The following is a 26711-nucleotide window of genomic DNA, read 5'->3' on the forward strand; positions in this document are numbered from 1 at the left end:
AATATTTGTAAAATTGATTGTTTTGTTGTATATTATTGAAAATATCGTTTATATAAGAAAAATAACGCTTCTGCGCTTCGATGGGAAACATTGAAAAAAATATGGGAAAGGAACGAGAAATGGATACAAATGTGTTAAAAACTTTTATTGCAGTATGTGAATATTCCGGATTTTCGGCTGCTGCAAAAGAACTGGGATATACGCAGTCTACAGTTTCTTCACAGATTAAACAACTGGAAAAGGAACTTGATGTCAGGCTGTTTGACCGTTATTATCATAAAATCAATCTTACGGAAAAGGGAGTTTTAGTTTTGCAGCAGGCTCGAAACATTCTGAAGGCACAGGCGAAAATGCTTGATTCGCTGAATTCGGCTGAAAGCATTGAAGGCGAGATCCGGTTGTCTATGTCCAGTTCTGTCTGCAGCAGATATTTTAAAAATGATTTTCTGCGTTTTCATCATCAGTATCCGGAAATAAAAGTGGAGATAACAGAAAACGGTACAGAGCAGATGTTTGATAAATTGCGGAAGAACGAAACAGATCTGGTTTTTACTCTGGACAGGCATATTTATGATTCGGATTTTATTATTTGCGCGGAACAGGAAGAACAGGTTCATTTTATTGCAGCGGCTGACAATTCTGTTACAGACTGCTCATGGAAATTAAGTGAAATCTCTCAGAATGAGTTTGTGTTAACAGAACAAGCCATGAGTTACAGAAAAATACTGAATGAAACCCTTGCATCCCAATCACTGGAAATCCGTCCGGTTCTTGAAATCGGAAATCCGCTCCAGATATGTGAACTGGTAAAAAACAGCAGCCTGCTTTCCTTCCTTCCAGATTTCATTTCGGAGAAATATGTGAAAGACGGACAGATTAAAAGACTGGATGTTGCCGGCTGCCCGGTAACTGTATGGACACAGCTGCTGCTCCATAAAAATAAATGGCGGTCTCCGGCAATTAATGTGTTTATAGAATTTTATAAAGAAGTCATGCAGAGATAGAAAGAAATATAAAATATTAGCCGGGCAAAATAAAATTGAATATTTCCAAATTGAAAATATCAAAGTTAAATCTAAAATAATTATAAACTGCACAAAAAACACTTGCATTTTTTGTCTAAAAGTATATTATATATGATTAGTCAGGCTAATCAAAGAACAATGTCAGACCTGAAAGAGGACAGAGGCCGGAAGGGAGTGAAGTTATGTGGTGCCCGGAAGAGGAGAAGAATGAGAAAGAGAAACGAGAAGAGAAAAGCATGCCTGCGCTTTTTATGGAGATCAACCGCCAATATGGTATGAGATGTATGCAGCGTATACGGGAAATAGGTATCCAGCAGGGACAGATGCCGATCATTATGATCGTATACAGAAATAACGGCTGCAGCCAGAAGAAAATCGCAGAATGTATGGGTGTAACGCCGCCCACTGTAAATGTAAGTATCCAGCGTCTGGAGAAAGCAGACATTGTCTGCAGGAGACGTGATGATAAAGACCAACGCATCATGCGTGTGTATCTGACAGAAAACGGGAGAAAAATCGTGGAGGAGCTCCAACAGGAAAGTAAAGCTGTGGAGAAAGTGATGTTCAACAATTTCAGCGAAGCGGAGCTATGTCTTTTACGAAGGTTTTTTGGGCAGATTCTGGATAATATTTCGGAGATACCTGTCAACAGGTAGAAGCTGAAAAATACATGATGGAGCAGATTGAAAAAACTGTATCAGCATGTTCAGATAAAAATATTGTCTGTGAAAGAAATGACCTATGACTTTGACACAGACATACATTAAAAATAGGAAAAGAGGGAATCAAGCAATGATTAAACTGATGAAATATCTGAAGAAATCAGTGGGATACATTGTCCTGATCATAGCACTTCTGTTTCTGCAGGCGTACTGTGATCTTTCCCTGCCGGATTATACCTCCAAGATCATTAATGTAGGTATCCAGCAGAAAGGTATTGAAGACAGTGTGCCGGATAAGCTTCGGGATTCAACCTTGCAGAATCTTCAGATTTTTATGGATGAGGATCAGAAAAAGGAAGTTTCACAGAATTATACACAGAAAGAGGATACCTGGGTATTAAATGATGATATTTCCAAAGAAACCAGAGAGAATTTAAATGAGGATTTCTCCAAGGCAATGATGATGGTATCTGCCTTTTCCGAAGACAGTGAGCAGGGGCAGGCAATGGTTGCACAGATGGGTCTTCCAGAAGGAACAGATCCACTGACAGCACTGGCGCAGATGCCGGAAGAAGCAGTACAGCAGATCATGAGTCAGATGGATGAGAAGCTGAAAGATATGCCGGAGTCTATTGTGACACAGGCTGGTGTTTCCTTTGTTACTTCAGAATATGAAGCACTGGGAAAAGATGTGGATGCCATTCAGATGCATTACATCCTGATGTCAGGTATCAGAATGCTTGCCATGGCTCTGGTGATCATGCTGGCAGCCGTCAGCGTCACATTTATTTCGGCCAGAGTGGCAGGCAGACTTGGTCATGACCTGAGAAACAGCATTTACCGCAAGGTTATGAGTTTCTCCAGCAGAGAATATCACAAATTCTCCACAGCATCCCTGATCACCCGAAGCACCAATGATGTGCAGCAGGTACAGCAGGTTATGGCAATGATGTTCCGTATTGTTCTGTACGCACCAATCCTTGGTATTGGTGGCGTGATCAAGGTATTGAATACAGATTCTTCTATGACATGGATCCTTGGGGTGGCAGTTGCACTGATCCTGGTTGTGATCTTTGTGCTGTTCCAGGTGGCAATGCCCAAATTCACTATCCTGCAGACCCTGATCGACAGACTGAATCTGGTATCCCGTGAGATCCTTACAGGTATTCCTGTTATCCGTGCATTCAGCCGTGAGAAACATGAGGAAGAGCGCTTCGAGAAGGCAAACCTGGATCTGACAAAAACAAACCTGTTTGTCAACAGATGTATGACTTTTATGATGCCCCTTATGATGCTGATCATGAACGGAGTATCTGTACTCATTATTTACAGTGGTGCCCATGCCGTAGACAACGGAACCATGCAGGTTGGTAATGTTATGGCATTCATCCAGTATGCAATGCAGATTATTATGTCATTCCTTATGATCACTGCAATGTCCATTATGCTTCCAAGGGCAAATGTGGCAGCGCTTCGTATTGATGAGGTTCTGAAAACAGAGGTTTCCATTCAGGATCCGGAAACTCCGGTACATTCGTCAGAAGAGGTAAAGGGTGAGATTGAATTTGACCATGTATCCTTTGCTTACCCGGAAGCAGGTGAGAATGTACTGACAGACATTTCCTTTAAGGCAAAGAAAGGTCAGACAATCGCAGTGATCGGAAGTACTGGAAGTGGTAAGAGTACCCTGATCAATCTGATTCCCAGATACTATGATGTGACAAAGGGTTCTGTTAAAGTGGATGGTGTGGATGTCCGCGACATGACTCAGAAAGAGCTTCGTGATAAGCTGGGATATGTGCCGCAGAAGGGTGTACTTTTCTCAGGTACCATTGATTCAAACATCCGCTATGGTAAGCCGGAAATTACTGATGCACAGGTAAAGGAAGCAGCAGAGGTTGCACAGGCTACAGAATTTATTGATACCAAACCGGAGAAATATAAATCCCCTGTATCACAGGGAGGTACCAATGTTTCAGGCGGACAGAAACAGCGTCTGTCCATTGCCAGAGCCATTGCAAAGGATCCGGAGATCTTTATCTTTGATGACAGCTTCTCTGCCCTTGACTTTAAGACTGACAGTCAGTTAAGAAAGGCATTGAAGGAATATACCAAAGATGCAACTACTGTGATCGTTGCCCAGAGGATCAGTACCATCCTTGGTGCAGACCAGATCATTGTACTGGACGACGGACATATGGCAGGCATTGGAACTCATAAGGAACTGATGGCAAATTGTGAGGTATATCAGCAGATTGCAAGATCTCAGTTATCAGAGGAGGAACTGGCATGAGCGAACAGAGAAGAAGAGGTCCTATGGGAGGACATGGACGTATGATGTCCGGCGAAAAGGCGAAAGACTTCAAGGGCTCCATGGCTAAGCTTTTCCGTTATATGGGACGATATAAATTCCGCTTTATACTGATGTTTATCTTTGCAGTAGCGGGAACTGTGTTTAGTATTGTAGGGCCTAAGATTTTAGGTAAGGCGACAACAGAGCTGTTTAACGGCCTGGTTGCCAAGGTAAACGGAACCGGTGAAATCGACTTTGGAAAGATCGGGATGATCCTGTTATGGACACTTGGATTGTATGTGTTAAGTGCATGCTTTTCCTTTGTACAGGGATTTGTAATGTCAGGAATCTCCAATGATGTCACCTATAATCTGAGAAAAGATATTTCAAAGAAAATCAACAGACTGCCTCTGAATTATTATGAGAGCAGAACAAACGGTGAGATCCTCTCCCGTATCACCAATGATGTGGACACTTTGCAGATGAGTCTGAACCAGAGTCTGACACAGCTGATCACATCAGTGACAACCCTGATCGGTGTATTTATTATGATGCTTTCCATTAATGTGTGGATGACTCTGGCAGCACTTCTGATCCTGCCGGTTTCCATGTTCATCATCCAGACTGTCATGAAGCATTCCCAGAAATACTTCCAGGATCAGCAGAGCTATCTGGGTAAAGTAAACGGTCAGATCGAAGAAAACTTCGGTGGTCATAATGTGGTCAGAGTTTTCAACAAAGAGAATGATGTAGTAGAGGAATTTGAAAAAGACAATCAGAAGCTTTATGAATCTGCATGGAAATCTCAGTTCTTCTCAGGAATGATGATGCCGATCATGCAGTTTGTAGGTAACCTTGGATACGTAATGGTAGCTCTTCTGGGCGGTGTGTTTGTAATCAAAAAAAGTATTGAGGTCGGTGATATCCAGTCCTTCTTCCAGTACATCCGTAACTTTACACAGCCAATCCAGCAGATTGCACAGGTCACTAACCTGTTACAGTCCTCTGCTGCAGCTTCCGAGCGCGTATTTGAATTCCTGGAGGAGCCGGAAGAGAGCCAGAATGAGAAGAACCCTGTAGATATTGATACACTTACAGGAGATGTTCAGTTTGAACATGTAAAATTCGGCTACAATCCGGATAAGATCATTATCAATGACTTCTCTGCAGATGTGAAGGATGGTCAGAAGATTGCCATTGTAGGTCCCACAGGTGCAGGAAAGACAACGATGGTGAAATTGCTTATGAGATTCTATGATCTCAATGGCGGAAGTATTAAGGTAGACGGTCATGACATCAAAGACTTTAACAGAAGCAGTCTGAGAGAGATGTTTGGAATGGTGCTTCAGGATACCTGGCTGTTCTCGGGAACCATTATGGAAAATATCCGTTACGGACGTCTGGATGCTACAGATGAAGAGGTGATCGCAGCAGCAAAGGCAGCCCATGTGCACAACTTTATTATGCAGCAGCCGGGCGGCTATGATATGGTTCTGGATGAAGAAACCAGCAATATTTCCCAGGGACAGAAACAGCTTCTCACTATTGCCAGGGCAATCCTTGCAAATAATAAGATTCTGATTCTGGATGAGGCAACCTCTTCTGTAGATACCAGAACCGAAGTGCGTATCCAGAAAGCCATGGACAATCTGATGAAGGGCAGAACAAGCTTTGTGATTGCGCACAGACTTTCTACCATCAAGGATGCAGACCTGATCCTGGTTATGAAAGACGGTGACATTATCGAGCAGGGAAATCATGAAGAACTTCTGGCTAAGAAAGGCTTCTATGCAGACCTGTATAACAGCCAGTTTGAGAATAAGGCAACTGCCTGAAATATAAAGTTACAATCCCTCAGGGGTATTTGTGAAAGAGAATATATTCGGCTCCAGGTTAATGTAGATATTTCCTTCGCCAGAAAGATATAGGATCACACAGATACCGGCTGAGGGATTTTTGTCTGTAACTTCACCTGTAAATTTGCCGGATTTTTGCCTTTTCTGTTAGCTGGTAATATGTTATAATTAAAAACCAATCTACGAAAATTGGTATTTTTTATTATCATAATAACAAGAGAAAATGATAACAATAATAAGGAGTATTGTAACTGTAAAGTTACTGAACAGTTGCAAATATCAGAGGATATCAACAATATGACAGATAAGAAAAACGGCAGAGAATATCTGGGCTATGTGCTGGAAAAATTAAAAGAACGTATCACAGAGATCAGCCTTTCTCTGGTGGAAGGCCAGAAAGAGATTGAGGGAATGCATGAGTATTACTGGGAAAATTATACAGAGATGGACCAGTATGGTTATGAGAATTATGATAATCAGCAGGCATTGTTCCGCCAGATTTCCGCAAATGAAGAGCAGCTGATCCTGAAGCAGAGATTTCGCAGAATGGCAGATTCTCCATTCTTTGGAAGAGTGGATTTTATATATGAGGGAGAAGAGGAACCGGAGATTTTTTATATTGGAATTGGAAACTTTTCGGAGAGAGCAGGCCATATTCCTCTTGTATACGACTGGCGCGCTCCGGTGAGCGGCCTTTTCTATGATTATGATAAAGGGCCAGCTTCCTATGAGGCTCCCATGGGTGAAATCCACGGTGAGGTTGCTTCCAAATGGCAGTACAAGATCCGCAACGGAAAAATGATCTATGAATTTGAAAGTGATGTAAAAATTGATGATGAGATCCTGAAAGCAGAACTGGGAAGTAATGGAGAAGTACAGCTTAAGAACATCATCCGTACCATTCAGAAAGAGCAGAATGCCATCATTCGAAATACCAAAGACAGGATCATGGTAATCCAGGGTGCGGCAGGAAGCGGGAAAACTTCTGTTGCACTTCACAGGATTGCCTATCTTCTCTATCATGACAGACAGAATCTGAAGTCTTCCAATATTCTGATCCTGTCGCCAAATGGAGTGTTTTCCGATTATATATCCCATATCCTTCCTGAGCTTGGAGAAGAGAATATTAAGGAAATGAGTTTTGATCTTTTTGCCTATAAGCAGCTTAGGGATACAGTTTCTGACTGCGAAGACCGCTATGATGAAATTGAACGCAGAATCCGTTTTCCGCAGAAGGCTTCTTTGGCAGAGGAAAAGCAGTCCATGGAATTTATTAATCTTCTGGAACGTTATCTGGTGGAACTGGAAGACCGGCTGATGAATTTCAGGGATGTGGAATACAATGGATTTGTAAAGACAGAGTCAGAGATCATTGAACTGTTTTATTTTAAATTCCAGGATTTTCCGCTGCTTTCCAGAATGGAAGCAGTAGCAGATTACTTTATCGATGAAGTGGAGACCCTGCGAGACCGTGATCTGGCAGATGATGAGAGAGAGCTGGTCCGTGAGAAATTCATGAAATTATATGCCACCAGGGATCTCTATGTGATCTACAGCCAGTTCCTGAAGGAGAATGGATATAAAGGGCTTCCAAAAGCTTCCTATGAGAAAAGAAAACTGAAATACGAGGATGTTTATCCTGTGCTGTATCTGAAATATCGTTTGTTCAGCCAGCAGGGAAGAAGCAATATCAAGCATCTGGTGGTAGATGAGATGCAGGATTATTCCAGACTTCAGTATGAGATCCTTCAGAGGATTTTTTCCTGCCGCATGACCATCCTGGGGGACAGGGCACAGACTATGGACGATAAACAGCAGGATGTACTGAGCTTTCTTCCCAAGATATTTGGAAGGGATATCCGCAGGATTGTAATGAATAAAAGCTATCGGAATACTGTGGAGATTGCCTCCTATGCCAACAGCATGGCAGGAATTACAGATATGGAGCTTTTTCAGAGACATGGAATGCCTGTTGAGGAAAAAACATTTTTAAATGTGGAAAAGACAGCAGAATATATAGCAGCTATGTTGAAAATCGGGGAAGACCAATATGAAACAGCAGTTGTTATCCTCCGGACAGAGAAAGAAGCAGAGCAAATGTGGATGATCTTAAAGGAGGTTCTGGCAGGAAAGGATTTTGATGTGGAAAATAAGCTGTCTTATCTGGACAGAAATAGCAGTACCTTCCGCAAAGGTCTGACGGTTACCACCTTCTATCTGGCCAAAGGCCTGGAATTTGATCAGGTATTTTCTGTTTTTCCACAGAGGGATCAGACGCCATTGGTACAGCAGGCAAGGTATATTGCCGCAACCAGGGCACTTCATGAGCTTCATGTGTATGAGCTTGGAGACTGAGCAGATCAGTGTCTGCCGGGAATCCGGATTTTACAGAGGGGCTTTCTGTAACTGATATATTAAGAATAATTGTAAGTTTCTCAAAATTCCATTGCCGCAGGCAATTTGACAGGGAAATAACATTGACATTGATGTAATGAAATTGTAAACTATACAATATAACAGCAGAAAAGAATGATGAATCTATTCCAAGGAGGATATTATGAGAAATAAAAAAGTACTGATGCTTTTAGCGATAACAGTTGTATTATCCGGCTCTTTGACAGCCTGCAGTTTTGGCGGCGGGGATAATGACGAGGATACCAGCGTAGTACAGGTAACTCCTACACCGGAACCGACCAAGGCACCAAAAGCGACTGCTACACCGGTACCGGCTGACAAGCAGGATACGACTTATACATCCAAGAACAAGGCTGTATCCATTAAGCTTCCGGATGCTACCTGGGCAAATAAATCAGATTCTGATGATATGGTAAGCTTTGAATCACCTGATCAGGGTAAGCTTCTGGTTCTGCATGGTTCCGGAGATGAGGCTATGTCTGTAGCCATCATTCCAAGTTCTCAGGATACTGCATCTGCCCTGGTAAAGGCTGACAATCTGGTTGAGGGTACAGACTTTGAGATCCAGGATTACAAGTCAGAGGAAGTAAGCGGAGTAAATGTATACAGCTATACCGTTCATTATCTGAATGACAAGAGCGAGTATGCATATGTGGTAAATAAATATTTTACAGATAATACTACAGAGTTTTACAGTGTAGCAGGATCTGTCAAGAAAGAGGATTCCCTGGCAAAGATCAAGGCTTCTGTAGATTCCTTTAAGATTGCCGGAGAATCAGGATTGAAAGCAGCAACACCTGAGACCGGAAGCAGTGCTGCAGGTACAGAGAGCACAGGAACAGCAGCTGGCGGTACAACATCAGATGGAACAACAGCAGAGGGAACATCTACAGATGGAACTACCTCAGATGCATCTTCTTCTGACGGAAGTTCCTATGACGGAAGCTCCTATGATAGCAGCTATGGTGATGACGGATCTTCAAACGGATATTATGCAGATGGTACTCCGGTAGGAACAGATGATCCGGATTATGATACCAATCAGACCAGAACTATTTACAGAAATTCTGACGGTTATCCACTGGTTATTTATCCCAATGGTGATGGCAGCTGGTGTGATGATGACGGCAATACTTATACATTCAGCACAGATGAGGATGTATATGATGAGAATGGCGGAGATTACTATTATGGCGGAGAGCCGGCATATGTAAGATACATGCCAAAGAATTAAGTGACAGAATGACAGGAAAAACAGGGCGGCTGCTGTAAAAGGCAGTCGTCCTGTTGCGTTAATGTTAAAAGGAACCTCTTATTTACATACTGACAGATATTATGTTACAATAGCAGAGAAATTGGAAGCTGGTGTGCCCATAAGTGGATGGTTAAATCTGCCTGCTAGTACACCGGGGATTATGAGGGATAATAAATGGAAGCATATGGAAGATTTGCCGGTGTTTACGACATTTTCATGGACAATGTAAATTATGGTGAATGGACGGACTATATTATAGAAGCACTGGTTCAGGACGGAATAAAGGATGGCCTGGTGCTGGAACTGGGATGTGGAACCGGTACTGTGACGGAGATGCTTGCAGATGCCGGCTATGACATGATCGGAATTGATAATTCTGAGGAGATGCTTGCAGAAGCAATGGAAAAGCGGGCAGAGTCAGGACATGATATTTTGTATTTACTTCAGGATATGCAGGATTTCGAATTGTACGGTACAGTCCGGGCTGTGGTCAGTGTGTGTGACAGTATGAACTATGTCACAGAGCCAGAGGATCTGGAGTATGTATTTGCACTGGTGAATAATTATCTGGATCCGGGCGGACTTTTTATTTTTGATATGAATACGATCCATAAATATCGTGATGTGATTGGGGACAGGACCATTGCAGAGGACAGAGAAGATGGAAGCTTTATCTGGGAGAACAGCTATGACAGTGAGAATGCCTTGAATGTGTATGAGTTGGCACTTTTCCTTCCGCGGGAAGATGGATTGTATGAGAAGTGCGAAGAGGAGCATGTGCAGAAAGCATATTCCATAGAAGCGGTAAAAGCCATGATCACGAAAGCAGGGATGGAGCTTGTGGCAGTTTATGATGCATATACCCATACTCCAGGTGATGAGAATTGTGAGCGTCTGACTTTTATTGCCAAAGAACATGGAAAGAGTGCAGAGAATGACTATCATGGAAATATTCCGGAACGTGCCCGTCATATAGAAGAATAAATTCTGCAGGAAATAAAATAGAAAGTAACAAACATAAAATATAGTAATGGAATGGGAGCAACAGATAAATGAATGATTATATTATAAGAGCAATTGCAGCAAATGATCAGATCCGTGCATTTGCAGCAGTAACTACAGAAACAGTGGAGACAGCAAGACAGGATCACAATACAAGTCCGGTTGCTACAGCAGCACTGGGACGTCTGCTTACAGCGGGAGCTATGATGGGAGTGATGATGAAAGGGGATAAGGATATCCTGACTCTCCAGATCAAAGCCGGCGGACCGTTGGAGGGAATTACAGTAACTGCAGATTCTCGCGGAAGAGTGAAGGGATATGTAGGAAATCCGGATGTATGTATTCCGGCAAACAGTAAGGGAAAATTGGATGTGGCAGGAGCTGTAGGCGTTGGATTTATGAATGTTATCAAGGATATGGGACTGAAGGAACCATATGTGGGACAGGTTGTACTTCAGACCAGTGAGATTGCGGAGGACCTGACCTATTATTTTGCAACAAGTGAGCAGGTTCCGTCAGCAGTAGGTCTGGGTGTGCTGATGAATAAGGATAATACAGTTCGCCAGGCAGGTGGATTTATCGTTCAGCTGATGCCTTTTGCAGAGGAAAGCACAATCTCCAGGCTGGAAGAGAATATAAAGAAAATTAATTCTGTTACAGATCTGCTGGAAGAGGGACATACTCCGGAAAGTCTGCTGGAAAAGGTTCTGGATGGTTTTGATATGGAGATCAATGATAAGATTCCCACAGAGTTTTACTGTAACTGCAGCAGGGAGAGAGTAGAGAGGGCACTGATCAGTATTGGCCGTAAGGAGTTAAATGAGATGATACAGGAAGGAAAGCCCATTGAAATGAACTGTCATTTCTGTAATAAAAACTATGAATTTTCAGTGGAAGAGCTGAAGGAAATCCTGCGTAAATGTAAATAATTGTTTTACAGAAATAAGAGATACCGGAAGGGAAAGAGTCAGAAAAGAGGTAGAAAATGAGACACGGTTATATTAAAACAGCAGCAGCAACACCGTATATCACAGTGGCAGACTGCAGGGCAAACGGAGAGGAAATTATCCGTCTGATCCGTGAAATGGAAAAGGAGCATACGAAGGTTATGGTCTTCCCGGAGCTTTGCATCACAGGGTATACCTGCCAGGATCTGTTTTTGCAGCGACGCCTTCTGGACAGTGCATGGGAAACTTTGATGAGAATTGCAGCTGCGACTGCAGATGTGGATGCACTGATCTTTCTGGGAGTGCCGGTGAGAAATAAAGGAAAGCTTTATAATGCAGCAGCTGTGCTTAACAGAGGGGAAATTCTGGGATTGGTACCCAAGTCATATCTGCCGAATTATGGAGAGTTTTATGAGCAGAGACATTTCGTATCAGGACTGGGATGCCTGGAGTTTATGAGTATTAACGGAAAAAAAATTCCATTTGGAACAAATCTTCTGTTTGTGTGTGAAGAATTGCAGGAGCTTATTGTGGCAGCAGAAATCTGTGAAGATCTCTGGGTTAATATGCCGCCAAGCGTGATCCATGCCCAGGCCGGCGCAAATCTGATCGTGAATTTATCTGCAAGTAATGAGATGGTTGGCAAGGACAGCTATCGCAGGAGCCTGGTGTCAGGACAGTCAGCTAGACTGGTGTGCGGCTATGTATATGCCAATGCCGGTGAAGGGGAATCCACTCAGGATCTGGTATTCGGCGGCCAGAATATGATCGCAGAGAATGGCTCGATCCTGGCAGAGGGAGAGCGGTTTAAAAACGGAATTGTATACAGTGAGATTGATGTTCAGAGACTGAATGATGAGAGAAAAAGACTGACCACCTGGCAGTCCTGCGAGGACAGTGATCATCTGAGAATTCCTTTTCATCTCAAGATGGAGGAGACAAAGCTTACCAGACAGTATTCTAGATATCCTTTTGTGCCTTCCCAAAAGTCAGAGAGGGATCTGCGATGTGATGAAATCCTGAATATTCAGGCTATGGGATTGAAGAAACGCCTGGATCATATTCATTGCCATAAAGCAACCGTGGGACTTTCCGGAGGTCTGGATTCCACACTGGCCCTTCTGGTAATTGCCAGAGCCTTTGATCTGTCAGGCGCAGACAGAAAAGATATCCATTGTATTACCATGCCATGTTTTGGTACAACTGACAGAACTTATCAAAATGCCTGCAAATTAAGTGAATGCCTTGGTGCAACCTTAAGTGAGATCAATATTAAAGAGGCTGTAAATGTACATTTCAGAGATATTTCTCATGATCCCTCTGTCCATGATGTTACTTATGAAAACAGTCAGGCCAGGGAACGTACACAGATTCTTATGGACAGCGCCAATCAGGATGGCTCACTTCTGGTAGGAACCGGCGATCTGTCAGAGCTGGCTCTGGGATGGGCTACCTACAATGGGGATCATATGTCCATGTATGGAGTGAATGCTTCTGTGCCAAAGACCTTGGTACGCCATCTGGTGCATTATTATGCAGATACCTGTGGAGATCAGAAGCTGACAGAGGTTCTGATGGATATTCTGGATACTCCTGTAAGTCCGGAACTTCTGCCTCCAAAGGATGGAGAAATTGCCCAGAAGACAGAGGATCTGGTAGGTCCTTATGAGCTTCATGATTTTTATCTATATTATATGCTGCGTGCCGGATTTGAACCGGAGAAAATATACAGACTGGCCTGCAGGACCTTTGAGGGTGTTTACAGCAAAGAGACCATTTATAAATGGCTTCGCACCTTCTGCTGGCGTTTCTTTGCCCAGCAGTTTAAGCGTTCCTGTCTGCCGGATGGCCCAAAAGTGGGAAGTGTAGCGGTTTCTCCAAGAGGAGATCTGAGAATGTCCAGTGATTCCAGCGCAGCCATGTGGATGGAGCAGCTTGACAGGATGAAAGAAGAATTCAAGATTGAGGTTTAATTCGATAGGAATGAGAAGAGCAAAAGCGGAGAACAGGTCAGTTGTTCTCCGCTTTTTTTAAAGCATCTTCAATGGCATTCAGAAGTACCAGGGAGGTATATTTCTGATCCTGGGGGTACTTCAGGTTTTCCAGTGATTGTGAGGAATAAATCTGACTGGAAAGAGATTCCAGAGCCGGCTCCATGAGAGGAAACATGGCGGAAGTGCTTTCACTTAGGTTTACCAGACGGATATTGCGGATTTTTTTTGCATCTACGGATACTTCCAAGTCAAAGGTGTTGCTGTTTAATTCAATGGAGGAAGTATAAATTCCCGGTTTATACCGGTCGAGAGAAGTACCGGCAGAGTGCTGCCTCTGTACAGGACCGAACATAAAGAAAAGTACAATTCCCAGTATGACTGCAAGAAGGAGAAAAATGCCGGTATATATAACTTCCTTCATATGTAGGACTATGATTTTGGTTTTTGCACTCATGGTACACGCCTCCTGGATGGTTTTGTATATTCTATTACAGAAGTGCTTAAATTATGATATACTGGGATCATGAATGTTGAGCAACTGACAGTAAGGAGAGAAGAATGTCATTACAGTTTATTATCGGCAGTTCCGGTGCCGGAAAGTCTTATTTTGCATATGAGAGAGTGATCCGGGAGTCCATGGAACATCCGGAGAGAAATTACTATATTATTGTCCCGGAGCAGTTCACCATGCAGACCCAGAAAACATTGGTGGAGATGCACCCGGGAAAGGGAATCCTGAATATTGATATTCTCAGTTTCCAGCGTCTTGCCTATCGGATTTTTGAAGAGACGGGGGGCGATAATAAAAAAATCCTGGAAGATACAGGCAAGAGCATGGTTCTGCAGAAAATGGTCCAGCAGCACAGGAGAGAGCTTGTCTATCTGGGAAGCCAGATGAACAAGCCGGGATATCTGGACGAAATGAAATCTCTCCTGTCAGAATTTATGCAGTATGATATCAAGGAAGAGAATCTGGAGGAAATGAAGGAGAAAGCGGGAGCTCAGACATTGCTTTCCATGAAGCTTCAGGATGTAACGGTGCTGTATCGGGCATTTTCTGAATTTCTGAAGGGACATTATATGACAGGGGAAGAGGTTATGGATGTCCTTTTAAAAGTACTTCCGTTTTCGGAGAAAATAAAGGGCGCGGAAATTCTTTTTGACGGATTTACCGGCTTTACTCCGATCCAGATCAATGTAATACGGGAGCTGCTTCTGCTGACCAGAAAAGTTTCCGTAACAGTGACAATGGATGAGAAAGAGGATATTTATTCTGTGGGGAAGCCCTATCAGCTTTTCTATATGAGTAAAAAGATGATCCATACTCTGGCCGGGCTTACAAAGGACCTGGAAGATCCTATATATCTGAAGCCCTCTGAGAAATCCAGATTTGCCGGAGCCGGAGCCCTTCGTTTTCTGGAAAACCATATTTTCCGGTATCATAAGAAGGTCTGGAAGGGAGAACAGAAGGAACTGCAGCTGTTCTCTGCACCATCGCCGTTGGCAGAGATGAATGAGGTTGCCAGAAGAATGGCATATCTGGTGAGGACAAAAGGAATCAGATATGGGGAAATGGCTGTGATCACAGGGAATCTGGAAGAGTATGGAAGAGTGGCTTCACAGGCCTTTGAGGCTGGAGAAATTCCCTTTTTTATTGATGAGAAGCATTCTGTACTGATGAATCCTTTTGTGGAATACCTTCGGGCTGCCATGGAAATGGTGGTCCAGGGCTTTCCCTATGAAAGTGTGTTCCGCTATCTGCGCTGTGGTATGTCAGCAGTTACCAGAGAGCAGACAGATCAGCTGGAAAATTATGTGCTGGCTTTAGGAATCCGAGGATATGAAAAATGGTCCCATAAATGGACCCGGGTATACAGAGGAATGGATCCCGGACAGATCCTGCAGATGAATGAAATCAGGGAAATCTTTCTGGAAGAGATCGGAGAGCTGGCAGAGGGCTTTGGTCCGGGAAAAAAGAGGGTGGAGGAATATTGTAGGATCCTCTATGCTTTTATTGTGAAAAGCCAGGTATGGCAGAAGCTGAAGCTCCAGGAAGAGCAGTTTAAAAAGCTGGGGGAGAAGGCTCTGGAAAAAGAATACAGCCAGATTTATGGTATTGTGATAGACCTGCTGGATAAAATGGTGGAAATACTGGGAGAAGAGACGGTGAGCAGACAGGAGTTCAGACAGCTTCTGGAGACAGGGCTTACCCAGGCCGAGGTAGGCCTGATCCCGCCAAGTATGGATCAGGTAATGGTAGGAGATATGGAGAGATCCAGACTGAAGGATATTAAAGTACTGTTTTTTGTTGGAATGAATGAGGGGAATATTCCCAAGAATACACAGTCGGGAGGAATCCTGTCAGAGATGGACCGGGATTTCCTGGGAGAACAGGGGATGGAGCTGGCACCCGGACCAAAGGAGCTGATGAATATGCAGAGATTCTATCTGTATCTGAATCTGACCAAGCCCTCCAGGCAGCTGGTGCTTTCCTACAGTGAGACCAATGGAGCGGGAGAGGGTATCAGCCCGGCTTATCTTATTGGAAGCATCCGGGGACTTTTTCCGGATTTGGAGACAGAGAGAATCCAGGATACACGGGAAGCCTGGATTCCGGAGATTCCGGAGGCAGGACTGGAGCTTTTCCTGGATAAGCTGGTACAGGAAACAGCTAAAATGCAGGAAACAGGATGCAGTGATGACCGCATATTCCAGGAACTTTACAGCTGGTATCTTCGTCAACCGGAATACAAAGATATAGTACAGAATCTGGTACAGGCTGCTTTTATGCGAAAGCCTGTGGACAGGATCAGCCAGAGTGTGGCCAAAGCTCTTTATGGAGAAATTTCTCCTTATAGTGCCACCAGGCTGGAACGGTTTTCGGCCTGTGCATTTGCTCATTTTCTCCAGTATGGCCTAAGGCTGGCGGAGAGAACAGAATATGAATTCAGGGCAATGGATATGGGAAATGTGATGCATCAGGCACTGGAAAATTTTGCAGTGTGTGTACACAAAATGGGACTAAACTGGGCGGAGCTTACAGATGAACAGCGTGAGCAGATTGCAGATCAGTGTCTGAATGAGATCGTAGCAGATTATGGAAATACAGTGTTGAAAAGTAATGCCAGAAATGAATATATGATAGAACGTACCAGACGAATCCTGCAGAGAACTGTATGGGCTCTGCAGAAGCAGCTCCAGAACGGGGATTTTCAGCCGGAAGGCTTTGAGGTAATCTTTGGAGGCGGCAGGATTGACCGTGTAGATATTATGGAGGATCAGGATAAGGTATATGTGAAGGTCATTGATTACAAGACAGGGAATACATCCTTTGACCTGGTGTGTCTGTATCATGGTCTGCAGCTGCAGCTGATGATCTACCTGGATGGAGCTCTGCAGGTGGAACAGAAGAAATTTCCGGACAGGGAAATCCTCCCGGCAGGTGTATTTTACTATAATATTAAGGATCCCATGATCAAGGAGAAAATAGATGCTGATGTGGAGAAAGTCAGCCAGGGAATTATGAAGGAATTAAAAATGAACGGTCTGGTACAGAAGGACCCGGAAATGATCCGGAAAATGGATCAGACTCTGTCTTCCATTCCTGTAGCATTTAAAAAGGACGGAGGCTTCTACAGTAATTCTTCTGTGGCAGACAGAAAGCAGTTTCAGATGCTGGGAAACTATGTGAAAAAGAAAATTCATGAAATCAGGACGGATATTCTAAGAGGAGATGCCCAGATCTCTCCTTATGAGCTGGGAAACAGAAATGCATGTACTTACTGTCCTTATATTTCCGTATGTGGGTTTGACCGTAAGATCGCCGGATATGAATTCAGGAGACTGAAGAATTTTACAGATGATGAACTCTGGCAGATATTTGCAGAAGAGGAGGGAGAGAACTGATGGGAGTAAAATGGACCGAAGAACAGCAGAAAGTAATTTCCCTCAGGGACAGAAATATTCTGGTCAGCGCAGCGGCAGGTTCCGGTAAAACTGCAGTACTGGTGGAAAGGATTCTCAGCAAGATCACAGATCCTGAGGAGCCGGTGGATATTGACCGTCTTCTGATCATGACCTTTACCAGAGCAGCGGCAGGTGAGATGAAGGAAAGAATTTCAAGTGCTATTGAGTTAGCCCTTTATGAGGATCCGGACAATGAGCATTTACAGAGACAGTCCACCCTGCTTCATACTGCTCAGATTACAACTATTGACGGATTCTGTGCATATATTATCCGTAATTATTTTCACCTCATAGGGCTGGATCCCGGTTATCGGACTGCAGATGAGGGGGAACTGAAGCTTTTGCGTGAAGATGTGACAGGGAAGCTTCTGGAGGATTATTACAGCGAAAAGCAGGAGAAGTATGAGAAATTTGTAGAATGTTTTGCTTCCGGTAAGGATGATGAAGCTTTGGGAGGGATGATCCAGAAGCTGTATGAGATGGCTATGAGTAATCCTTTCCCGGAAGAGTGGCTGGATGCATGTCTGGATGATTATAAAATCGAAACTACAGAAGAGCTGAGAGAAACAAAATGTATAAAGCTTTTGTGGAAGGCTGCATTTGATGAGCTGGAAACTGCAGAGCACCTGGCCAGAGAGGCAAGGAAGCTTTGTGATGCTCCTGACGGTCCCAATCTGTACGGGGAAGCTCTGGACAGTGATCTCCTTTTTATCCGTAAGCTGAAGAAGACTGCAGAAGAAAGAGATTATAATGTTCTGGCACAGCTCCTGGAGAAACCTTCTTTTGCCAGATTAAGCGGAAAGAAGATGCCGGAGGCAGATGAGCAGAAGAAACAAAGGATAAAGGAGCTGCGTGAGGAGGAAAAGGAAATCCTCAGGGAGCTGGGACAGAAATATTTCCAGGGGACAGAGGAAGAAATCCTGGATATGCTCAAATGCAGCAGAGAGCCTCTGGAGATGTTGGTGGAACTTACAAGGCAGTTTGCAGAGCGGTTCAGTAAAGCTAAACGTGAAAAAAATATTCTGGATTTCACAGATATGGAGCATTTTGCACTGAAGATCCTGATGAAAAAGGAGGACGGACAGATACAGCTGTCCCAGGCTGCCATAGAGCTTTCGGAGAAATATGAGGAAGTGTTGGTGGACGAATATCAGGACAGTAATCTGGTTCAGGAGCTTCTGACTACAGCAGTATCCGGATGGGTAAATCAGAGGAAAAACATCTTTATGGTAGGAGATGTGAAACAGAGTATTTACAGATTCCGTCTGGCCAGACCGGAGCTGTTTATGGAGAAATATAAAAGCTATTCTGTAGAGGACGGAGAGGAGCAGAGGATTGATCTTCACAAAAACTTTCGAAGCAGGGCGCAGGTGTTGGAGAGTGTAAATTTTATTTTCCGGCAGATCATGGGAGAGAATCTGGGAGGAATCTCCTATGACGAGGACGCAGCTCTCTATCCGGGAGCTGATTTTCCGGCAGGGGGATCCCGGGAATTTGCAAAAACCGAGGTACTTCTGGTGGAGAAGGACGGGGCAGAGCTGGAGGAAGAGGCGGGAGACCAGAATGCACAGGAGCTGGAGGCTCTGGCTATTGCCCAGAGGATTCAGGGAATGGTTGGCAGAGAAGAAATTGTGGACAAAAAAACCGGGAAATACAGGCCGGTGGAATATGGGGATATTGTAATTCTGCTGAGAAGTGCATATGGATGGTCGGAAACCTTTAGAGAGGTACTGGCTTCCCAGGGGATTCCTGTGTACTGCACTTCCAGAACCGGATATTTCTCTGCTCTGGAAATCATTACTGTGCTGAATTATCTGAAGGTGTGTGACAATCCCCTTCAGGATATCCCACTTACCGGAGTGCTCCGGTCACCTATGGTGGGATGCACTTCCCAGGAACTGGCTCAGATCAGGGTTCTGTATCCACAGGGACTTTTGTGGGACAGTGTAGAACAATATGTGAAAAGCAGGGAAGAAGGATACGATGCTGCAGAGAAGCCTTTGATGGAAAAGCTGCAGAGATTTCTGGAACTGCTGGAGAAGGTGAGAAATATGGCAACCTATACTCCGGTGCACCAGCTGATCCTTTTCATATTGAAAGAAACCGGTTATGGAAAGTATGCCAGGGCACTTCCGGGAGGAGAGCAGAGATATGCAAATCTCTCCATGTTGGTGGAAAAAGCTATGGCCTATGAAAAGACTAGCTACAGAGGGTTATTTAATTTTGTTCGCTATATTGAACAGCTTCAGGCTTATGAAGTGGATTACGGAGAAGTCAATCTGGTAGGTGCAGGAAGTACAGCGGTAGAAATTATGACTATTCATAAAAGCAAAGGATTGGAATTTCCTGTGGTGTTTGCGGCAGGAATGGGAAAACAGTTTAATTTCCAGGATCTGAATGCCAGATTGCTGATCCATCCGGAGCTGGGACTGGGGACAGATGCAATACTTCCGGAAAAAAGAATCATTGCGTCCTCCCTGAATAAACAGATGGTACGAAGAGAGCTTCTCAAGGAAAGTCTGGGAGAGGAGCTGAGAGTACTGTATGTGGCTATGACCAGGGCAAAAGAGAAACTGATCCTTACAGGAGCTGTGGGAAAACTGGATAAACGTATTCCGTCCCTGGCCGGATTTCTGGAGGAAGAGGGGCAGGTGCTTCCGCTGGGAGTACGGTTAAAGGCCAGAAATTACTGGGATTTTGTACTGCCGGCTCTGGCCAGACACAGGTCCATGACAGAGCTGTTTGGAGAATACGGTGTGCCCATGCACAGGGTAGAAGGTTTTTATGATGACCCTGCGGACTTTAACATAAGAAAGATCACCCTGCACCAGATGACAGAGGAGGAGATCCTTCTTCAGACAGGAAACCAGATGCAGGAAGAAGTACTAAAAAACTGGGATCCGGAACAGATTTATGATGCAAAGGTGAGAGAGGAGATCGAAGAACGTTTTTCCTATGTATATCCCTTCCGATACTTGGAAGAAATTCCTGTGAAGGTCAGTGTATCCGAGTTAAAGAAGAGAAGCTGGCAGGACAAGGAGGTTCTGCAGATGGTGCCGGAGGATACAGAAACAGAGGCCGAGATGCCTGTGCCCGGATTTATGAAAGCTTCCGGTGAAGAATACAGGGGAGCTGCCCGGGGTACTGCTTATCATCGGGTAATGGAGTGTCTGGACTATTTGCAGGTAGAAACAGACGGACAGCTGAAGAAACAGCTGGAGAGACTGGTGGAAAGCCAGAAACTGTCAGAGCAGGAAAGAGATTGTATCCGTATTTTAGATATTCGGAGATTTGTAGATTCCGGACTGGGACAGAGGATGAAAAATGCTGCTGTGCAGAAGAGACTTTACAGAGAGCAGCCCTTTGTGATTCAGAGAAGCGCAGCTATGCTGGATGATTTGTGGCAGGAGGAAACAGTACTGGTGCAGGGAATTATGGATGCATATTTCGTAGAGGACGGTGAGATTGTTCTGGTAGATTACAAAACAGACAGAGTAAGAAGGGGGCAGGAACAGAAGCTGATCGATCTGTATCATGTGCAGCTGGAGGATTATGCCCAGGCGCTGGAGAGGATGACCGGGAAAAAAGTAAAAGAAAAGATTATTTATTCCTTTACCCTGCAGAAAGAGATTGTATTGCAGGGATAATAAAAATTTATAAAAATATCTGCTTTTGGATTGCAGAAGGTGTTTGTATAAAAAGATATCCGGCAGGGAGTAGCGCGTATTATACGCGCCATCCTGCCGGATATTTATTTTTTAGGATCTGGTTGACCAGCTTTCCGAAGCCTACCGGATATCCATCTGCACAGAGAAGATGCCAACCTTTTTTGTGGGTTGCTTCTTCAGGCTCAATGTTTAAGGTCTCACCCTTCAGATAGCGGGTGAGTCTTTCGTCAGAGACAGGAAGAGAAATCACAGCTTCCGCCTCCCCTTTGCGGATGGCCAGTGCCAGAGGCTGAGAGGGTTCAAAACGATTTTTCTTAAGGTCACCCAGATATAATCCGTTTCGGAGGAAGGTGATTCCGCGGAAATCGGAAAGTACAGGTGGCAGATAATAGACTTTGTCCTTGCGAACTTCTACCCGCTCCCAGTCAAAGGGCTGGCCGCCCAGAGTTTTCAGACCAATTTCATTCAGGAATTCTTCGATTAACGGGAATGCATTTTTATCAGGCTTTGTGTGTGGACGGCTGCTTTCCTGTATGGATTGTCCTTTTTTACGGAAGAGAGCCAGGAAGTGGCCTTCCCCATTCATTTTATGGGGGAAAATGCGGATGCACTTTGTCAGCTCCGGATTGCCATTTCCCCATTCCGGCACACCCTGGGAAAATCCCTCATAGTTTTCCATTTCTGCCAGTTCCATATCCGGGCGGTTTTCCAGAAGATAAGCCACGGTCTGTTCGTCTTCCACAGGGGCGAAGGTACAGGTGGAATAAAGTAAGAGTCCACCTGGGCGAAGCATATCTGCCGCCTGAAGCACAAGCTCTTTCTGGATTTCAGAAAGCTCCCGGGATTTTTCAGGAGTCCAGTCCTTTGCAAGGGCTTCCTCCTTGCGGAACATTCCTTCGCCGGAGCATGGGGCATCTAGGATGATCTTGTCAAAAAATTCCGGGAATGTCTTGGTTAGCTTTGCCGGTGTCTCGTTTGCCACGAAAATATTGGGGATTCCGAAAAGTTCCAGATTACGCAGAAGTGCTCTGGCACGGGAGGTGCTGATATCGTTGGCTACCAGAAGTCCCTGTCCCTGAAGGGCAGCTCCTGCTGCAGTTGCCTTTCCGCCAGGGGCCGCGCAGAGATCCAGGACTTTGTCACCAGGTTCGATGGGAATACGGGAGGCTGGGGTCATGGCACTTGGCTCCTGGAGGTAATAGAGACCGGCCTGGTAATATGCGCATCTGGAAGGGCGGGTATCCTCATCATAGAAATATCCGTTGGGGATCCAGGGGATTGGTTTTACTGGAAACGGGCAGAGTTTTTGGAATTCTTCACAGGAGATTTTTGAGGTGTTTACCCGCAGGCCATAGGTGCGGGGGGCGTTAAAGCTCTCTAAAAAGGCGGTGTATTCCTGAGCAGAAAGCATTTCCTGCATGCGTGCCAGGAAGGCGGGATGGAGGGGAGTTGTTATTGTCATAATGTGTGAAGCCCTTTCTGAAAAAAATATTTATAGTGGGGATGAATATGATGGGAAGGGGGACGCCGTGGGAAAGATATCTATGCTGGTTCGGTTCCGGGGCCTAAGTAATTCTAAGTTTGCAAAAATCTGCTAAAGGCATGAGAATAAAAGCGCAAACTCGCTTCGCTCAGACAGTGCGGCTTTTTTTCTCATAACGCAGATTTTTGCAGACTAAGAATTGCTAAGACCCCTGCACAGAGGAACCAGCATAGATATCTTTCCCACGGCTGTGAATCCTGCCGATACAAAAACATCCGATGGTGCTGGGTATATTGTGATTGGTCTTGTTTATTATAATAGAAAAGATATTTTTGCTAAATAGTATTGACAAAATTATATTATACGACATATAATATCAGCAACAAAACAATATTGCACTGCTGTATAATATGTACTGGACTGGATAGATTTCGTTACTAAGAACGGAATAACTGGACTTCAATGTGGCAGATGTATGTGCAGGGTGTTAATGAGACAAGGGAGTGTGCATATGGTTTTTAATACGGGTGCGGCGCTTCTGGATGCGATTGTTCTGGCTGTGGTTTCCAAGGAAAAGGAAGGGACCTATGGTTATAAGATTACTCAGGATGTACGGGGAGTTCTGGAAATTTCAGAATCTACCTTGTATCCGGTACTGAGGCGATTGCAGAAGGATGATTGTCTGGAGGTTTATGATATGGCCTTTGCCGGGAGAAACCGGAGATATTATAAGCTGACGGAGAAGGGGGCTGCTCAGTTGAGCCTGTACAGGGCTGAATGGGAAATTTATTCGTCGAAGATCACAGGCGTTCTTGATGGACAGAATGTGAGGGCAGACGGTGTTGACGAGGGAGGAATTGGATGATGGACAGGGCGCAGTTTATGCGGGAGCTGGAGGAGCTGCTTGCGGATATTTCTGAGACAGAGAGGCAGGATGCCCTTGAGTTTTATAATAATTATTTTGATGATGCGGGAATTGAGAATGAGGCTTCGGTGATCAGGGACCTTGGAAGTCCTGAGAAGGTTGCGGCAATCATTAAGGCAGATCTGAAGGATCCTGAAAAGGGTTATGAGTATGGAGAATATACAGAGCATGGTTATGAGGATGCACGGGCAAAAGAAACGGAGCAGATGCCTGAAAAATATGGGGAAGGATCCGGGAAAGAGAAGCGCTTTTTCAGGAAGGGAAACCAGGCAGCGCTGATTTTGGCAGTGATCCTGCTGGTTTTTATTTCTCCTTTTGTTAAGGGAGCTGTTGGCGGAATCCTGTCTTTGACAGTTGGTATTTTGTTACTTCCCTTCTGGCTGATCGTTGGACTGGGCATAGGTGCGGTTGCTTTATTGATCGGTGGATTTGCTGCTATTGTGGTAGGAATAGGGCTTTGCGTGGTGATGACCGGAACCGGAGTCATGACCATAGGAATTGGCTGTCTGATGATCGCGTTGGCAATCCTTATGGTTTTGGGACTGATCAGCATCGCAGTATGCATTGTGCCGAAATGGTTTCGGAAGATTACTGACTTTTTTAACAGGTTGCTTTACAGAAAGAGAAAGGAGGCGGTTAAATGAAGAAGTTTACAAAAGGAATGTTGATCGCAGCAGGAATTTTCGCTGCAGCAGGAATCGGACTGACAGCTGCCGGTGGTGTTATGGGAGCCAGTATGTCGGAACTGACAGGGGTGAACAGTCTGAAGCGGATTCTCAGGATGACAGAGTGGGATGATGACTATGATGATGACCATGATGATATCGATGATGATTATGAGGATCATGTTGAACATGATGGGATGGAATATAGTACGGAAATGGGGCAGAAGGACATGGCGCCTGCAGTAGTGGGAAATGAAAGCTCGACAGATGGCACTGTATATCAGTTGAAGTATCCGCCCACAAAGCTGGATATAGAGCTGAAGTACGATGAGCTGATTCTGGAAGAGGGTGACAGTTTCTGTGTCAGAGTTTATGATGATAATGGAAAGAATGTGACAGTAAAAGAAAGTTCAGATACTCTTAAGGTCAGAAGCTCGAAAAAGTTGTCTAAAACCAGAAAGGTGTGTATCTCCTATCCGAAAGAAGTTAAGCTTCAGGAGTTGGAGATTGAAATGGGTGCAGGTACTGTTTATCTGAACCGAGATATTGAGACAGAGAAGCTGAGTGTGGAAATGGGAGCCGGGGAATTTGACAGCAAGAATCCGGTAACTGCAGAAGAAGCAGATCTGGAAATCGGAACCGGAAGTATGACATTTGCAGATCTGAGTGCAAAGAAAATATCTGGAGAATGCGGCCTTGGGGAACTGGATCTTACAATGACCGGTACTCAGGAGGATTATAATTATGATCTGGAATGCGGCGTGGGAAATCTGGATGTAGGTTCTGATTCTTACAGTGGACTTGGACGGGAGAAAAGCATTTCCAATACAGGTGCAGACAGGAAACTGAATCTGGAGTGCGGTATGGGAAATGTATCAGTAGATTTCTCTGGGAAAGAGCACAGGGATTTGTAGATATTCTGAGGAGGATACACTCTGACGGGTAAAAATAAAAGTAGTATTTAATAATCTGGGTTTAAGGAGGAAATGAAGCATGAGTGACAAACGTTTATACAAATCATCAGAAAACAGTATGCTTTGCGGCGTATGTGGAGGAATCGCAGAATATTTTGATATTGACCCTACGTTGGTGCGTCTGGCATGGGTGATACTGACCTGCTTTGGCGGTGCGGGAATCTGGGCATATATCATTGCAGCTATTATTATTCCCAAAAGATAACAGAATTTCAAAATCCAATCTGTAATAAGAAAAGACAGTATAAAAATTAAGAAAACAGCCCATACTCCAAAGAAAAGGAGTGTGGGCTGTTTTGAATAAAGAGAAGGAAATAAAAGCTTATCTTGATGGAGAATTGTTACCGGACACCAGGATGAAATATGAAATTGCAGAGGAAATGGGACTGCTGGACAGAGTATTGAGTGATGGATGGAAAAGTCTGTCTGCAAAAGAGACCGGACGGATCGGAGGATTGATGACAAAACGAAAAAAAGAGAAATTGGAAAAATAAGTGATATAAACTTGTTCTCCGGGCAATGATGCTGTAAAATTAGAGCAAATAGTGAACTGTCTTAAATGCATTATTTACGAGGATTGCTATAAATATGGGAGGACAATAAGATGAAGTTAGGTATTTTGGGGGCCGGAGGCATTGCTTCTACTATGGCAAAAACAGTGGCAGGAATGGAAGATGTGGAGGCGTATGCGGTTGCTGCCCGTGATCTGGAACGTGCCCAGGTATTTGCGCAGAAATATGAAGTAAAAAAAGCATATGGATCCTATGAGGAAATGCTGGCAGATGATGAGGTTGAACTTGTTTATATCGCCACTCCTCATTCACACCATTATCTGCATGCAAAGATGTGTCTGGAAGCGGGAAAGCATGTACTTTGCGAAAAGGCATTTACTGTAAATGCAGAGCAGGCACAGAAATTATTTGACCTTGCAAAAGAGAAAAAGCTTCTGATCACAGAAGCAATCTGGACAAGATATATGCCGTCCAGAAAGATGATCAACGATATTATTGAAAGTGGTGTGATCGGCGAAGTTACCGCAGTTACGGCGAATCTCAGTTATACAATAAGTCATGTAGAACGTATCCGTAAACCGGAGCTGGCAGGAGGTGCTCTTCTGGATGTAGGCGTATATCCAATCAATTTTGCCTCCATGGTGCTTGGCGATAAGGTAAAGGATGTAAAGGCTACTGCAATCTTTCAGAATGGAGTGGATATTCTGGACAGTATTGCCATGGTGTTTGAGGGAGACCGCATGGCAACCCTTCAGTGTGGAGCAAGAGAAATCTCAGACAGAATGGGAAGTATTTTTGGAACCAGAGGATATATGCAGGTGCAGAATATCAATAATCCGGAAAAGATTACAGTGTTTGATACCGACCATAAAGAAGTGGCTTCTTATGTTGTACCGAAACAGATCTCAGGATATGAATATGAGGTAGAATCCTGCATGAAAGCAATCCAAGAGGGCAAACTGGAGTGTCCGGAAATGCCTCATGCAGAGACAATAAGGATTATGAAAATCATGGACGATATCCGTAAATCCTGGAATTATGAGATTCCGTGGATTGAGTGATTTTGTGT

The 26711-nt window shown here is 44.3% G+C and carries 19 protein-coding genes; 17 read left to right on the plus strand and 2 right to left on the minus strand.

The features are described 5' to 3' along the window. Positions 1-119 precede the first annotated feature (119 nt). From H8Z82_RS07700 to H8Z82_RS07740, 9 genes are all read left to right on the plus strand, one after another. Positions 120-1004 (plus strand): LysR family transcriptional regulator, encoded by an 885-nt coding sequence (locus H8Z82_RS07700; RefSeq protein ID WP_186994812.1) that lies wholly within the window; start codon positions 120-122, stop codon positions 1002-1004. A 203-nt stretch (positions 1005-1207) separates the two neighbouring features. Continuing rightward, positions 1208-1681: a MarR family winged helix-turn-helix transcriptional regulator gene (locus tag H8Z82_RS07705; protein ID WP_119243867.1), complete on the plus strand. Its 474-nt coding sequence runs from the start codon at positions 1208-1210 to the stop codon at positions 1679-1681. Between the two features lie 136 nt (positions 1682-1817). Then, positions 1818-3980, plus strand: coding sequence for an ABC transporter ATP-binding protein (locus tag H8Z82_RS07710; RefSeq protein WP_186994778.1), 2163 nt, complete (start codon positions 1818-1820; stop codon positions 3978-3980). After that, a complete protein-coding gene (locus H8Z82_RS07715) occupies positions 3977-5815 on the plus strand; it encodes an ABC transporter ATP-binding protein (protein ID WP_186994780.1) in 1839 nt (612 codons plus the stop codon). The genes H8Z82_RS07710 and H8Z82_RS07715 overlap by 4 nt, the downstream gene beginning before the upstream one ends. A 318-nt stretch (positions 5816-6133) precedes the next feature. After that, on the plus strand, positions 6134-8191 hold the full coding sequence (locus H8Z82_RS07720; RefSeq protein WP_186994781.1) for a HelD family protein: 2058 nt from the start codon (positions 6134-6136) through the stop codon (positions 8189-8191). Positions 8192-8393: 202 nt separating this feature from the next. Next, entirely contained in the window at positions 8394-9485 is a 1092-nt protein-coding gene (locus tag H8Z82_RS07725) for a hypothetical protein (RefSeq protein WP_186994783.1), read from the plus strand. A 195-nt stretch (positions 9486-9680) separates the two neighbouring features. Beyond that, on the plus strand, positions 9681-10490 hold the full coding sequence (locus H8Z82_RS07730; RefSeq protein WP_186994784.1) for a class I SAM-dependent DNA methyltransferase: 810 nt from the start codon (positions 9681-9683) through the stop codon (positions 10488-10490). Between the two features lie 68 nt (positions 10491-10558). Continuing rightward, the gene (hslO, locus tag H8Z82_RS07735; RefSeq protein WP_019162547.1) at positions 10559-11437 is read left to right on the plus strand and encodes an Hsp33 family molecular chaperone HslO; all 879 of its coding nucleotides are present in this window, start codon (positions 10559-10561) and stop codon (positions 11435-11437) included. A gap of 56 nt (positions 11438-11493) precedes the next feature. Next, on the plus strand, positions 11494-13428 hold the full coding sequence (locus H8Z82_RS07740; RefSeq protein ID WP_186994786.1) for an NAD(+) synthase: 1935 nt from the start codon (positions 11494-11496) through the stop codon (positions 13426-13428). Between the two features lie 37 nt (positions 13429-13465). On the opposite strand, the gene H8Z82_RS07745 is transcribed toward H8Z82_RS07740, so the two are convergent. Beyond that, positions 13466-13903: an FMN-binding protein gene (locus tag H8Z82_RS07745; protein ID WP_186994788.1), complete on the minus strand. Its 438-nt coding sequence runs from the start codon at positions 13901-13903 to the stop codon at positions 13466-13468. Between the two features lie 104 nt (positions 13904-14007). On the opposite strand from H8Z82_RS07745, the gene addB reads away from it, so the two are divergent. Both addB and addA read left to right on the plus strand, forming a co-directional pair. Next, positions 14008-17355, plus strand: coding sequence for a helicase-exonuclease AddAB subunit AddB (gene addB, locus H8Z82_RS07750; RefSeq protein ID WP_186994790.1), 3348 nt, complete (start codon positions 14008-14010; stop codon positions 17353-17355). Continuing rightward, positions 17355-21062, plus strand: coding sequence for a helicase-exonuclease AddAB subunit AddA (addA, locus tag H8Z82_RS07755; RefSeq protein ID WP_186994791.1), 3708 nt, complete (start codon positions 17355-17357; stop codon positions 21060-21062). The genes addB and addA overlap by 1 nt, the downstream gene beginning before the upstream one ends. A 79-nt stretch (positions 21063-21141) precedes the next feature. On the opposite strand, the gene H8Z82_RS07760 is transcribed toward addA, so the two are convergent. After that, complete coding sequence (locus H8Z82_RS07760) at positions 21142-22545, minus strand: RsmF rRNA methyltransferase first C-terminal domain-containing protein (protein WP_186994793.1); 1404 nt, start codon at positions 22543-22545, stop codon at positions 21142-21144. 532 nt (positions 22546-23077) lie between these two features. Between H8Z82_RS07760 and H8Z82_RS07765 the strand changes: the two genes are divergently transcribed. The 6 genes from H8Z82_RS07765 (at position 23078) to H8Z82_RS07790 (ending at position 26703) form a co-directional block, all read left to right on the plus strand. Next, entirely contained in the window at positions 23078-23431 is a 354-nt protein-coding gene (locus tag H8Z82_RS07765; protein ID WP_019162541.1) for a PadR family transcriptional regulator, read from the plus strand. Further along, positions 23428-24135, plus strand: a complete 708-nt coding sequence (locus H8Z82_RS07770) for a DUF1700 domain-containing protein (protein ID WP_186994795.1) — start codon at positions 23428-23430, stop codon at positions 24133-24135. Before H8Z82_RS07765 ends, H8Z82_RS07770 begins: the two co-directional genes overlap by 4 nt. Continuing rightward, positions 24132-25070 (plus strand): DUF4097 family beta strand repeat-containing protein, encoded by a 939-nt coding sequence (locus H8Z82_RS07775; RefSeq protein ID WP_186994797.1) that lies wholly within the window; start codon positions 24132-24134, stop codon positions 25068-25070. The genes H8Z82_RS07770 and H8Z82_RS07775 overlap by 4 nt, the downstream gene beginning before the upstream one ends. 79 nt (positions 25071-25149) lie before the next feature. Then, positions 25150-25335 carry a PspC domain-containing protein gene (locus H8Z82_RS07780; protein ID WP_019162538.1) on the plus strand — a complete coding sequence of 62 codons (186 nt, stop codon included), beginning with the start codon at positions 25150-25152 and terminating at the stop codon, positions 25333-25335. 91 nt (positions 25336-25426) lie between these two features. Beyond that, positions 25427-25624, plus strand: coding sequence for a small, acid-soluble spore protein, alpha/beta type (locus tag H8Z82_RS07785; RefSeq protein ID WP_186994798.1), 198 nt, complete (start codon positions 25427-25429; stop codon positions 25622-25624). 110 nt (positions 25625-25734) lie between these two features. After that, a complete protein-coding gene (locus tag H8Z82_RS07790) occupies positions 25735-26703 on the plus strand; it encodes a Gfo/Idh/MocA family protein (protein ID WP_186994800.1) in 969 nt (322 codons plus the stop codon). Positions 26704-26711 lie beyond the last annotated feature (8 nt).

Source organism: Blautia difficilis (genome assembly GCF_014297245.1).
GTDB lineage: Bacteria > Bacillota > Clostridia > Lachnospirales > Lachnospiraceae > Blautia_A > Blautia_A difficilis.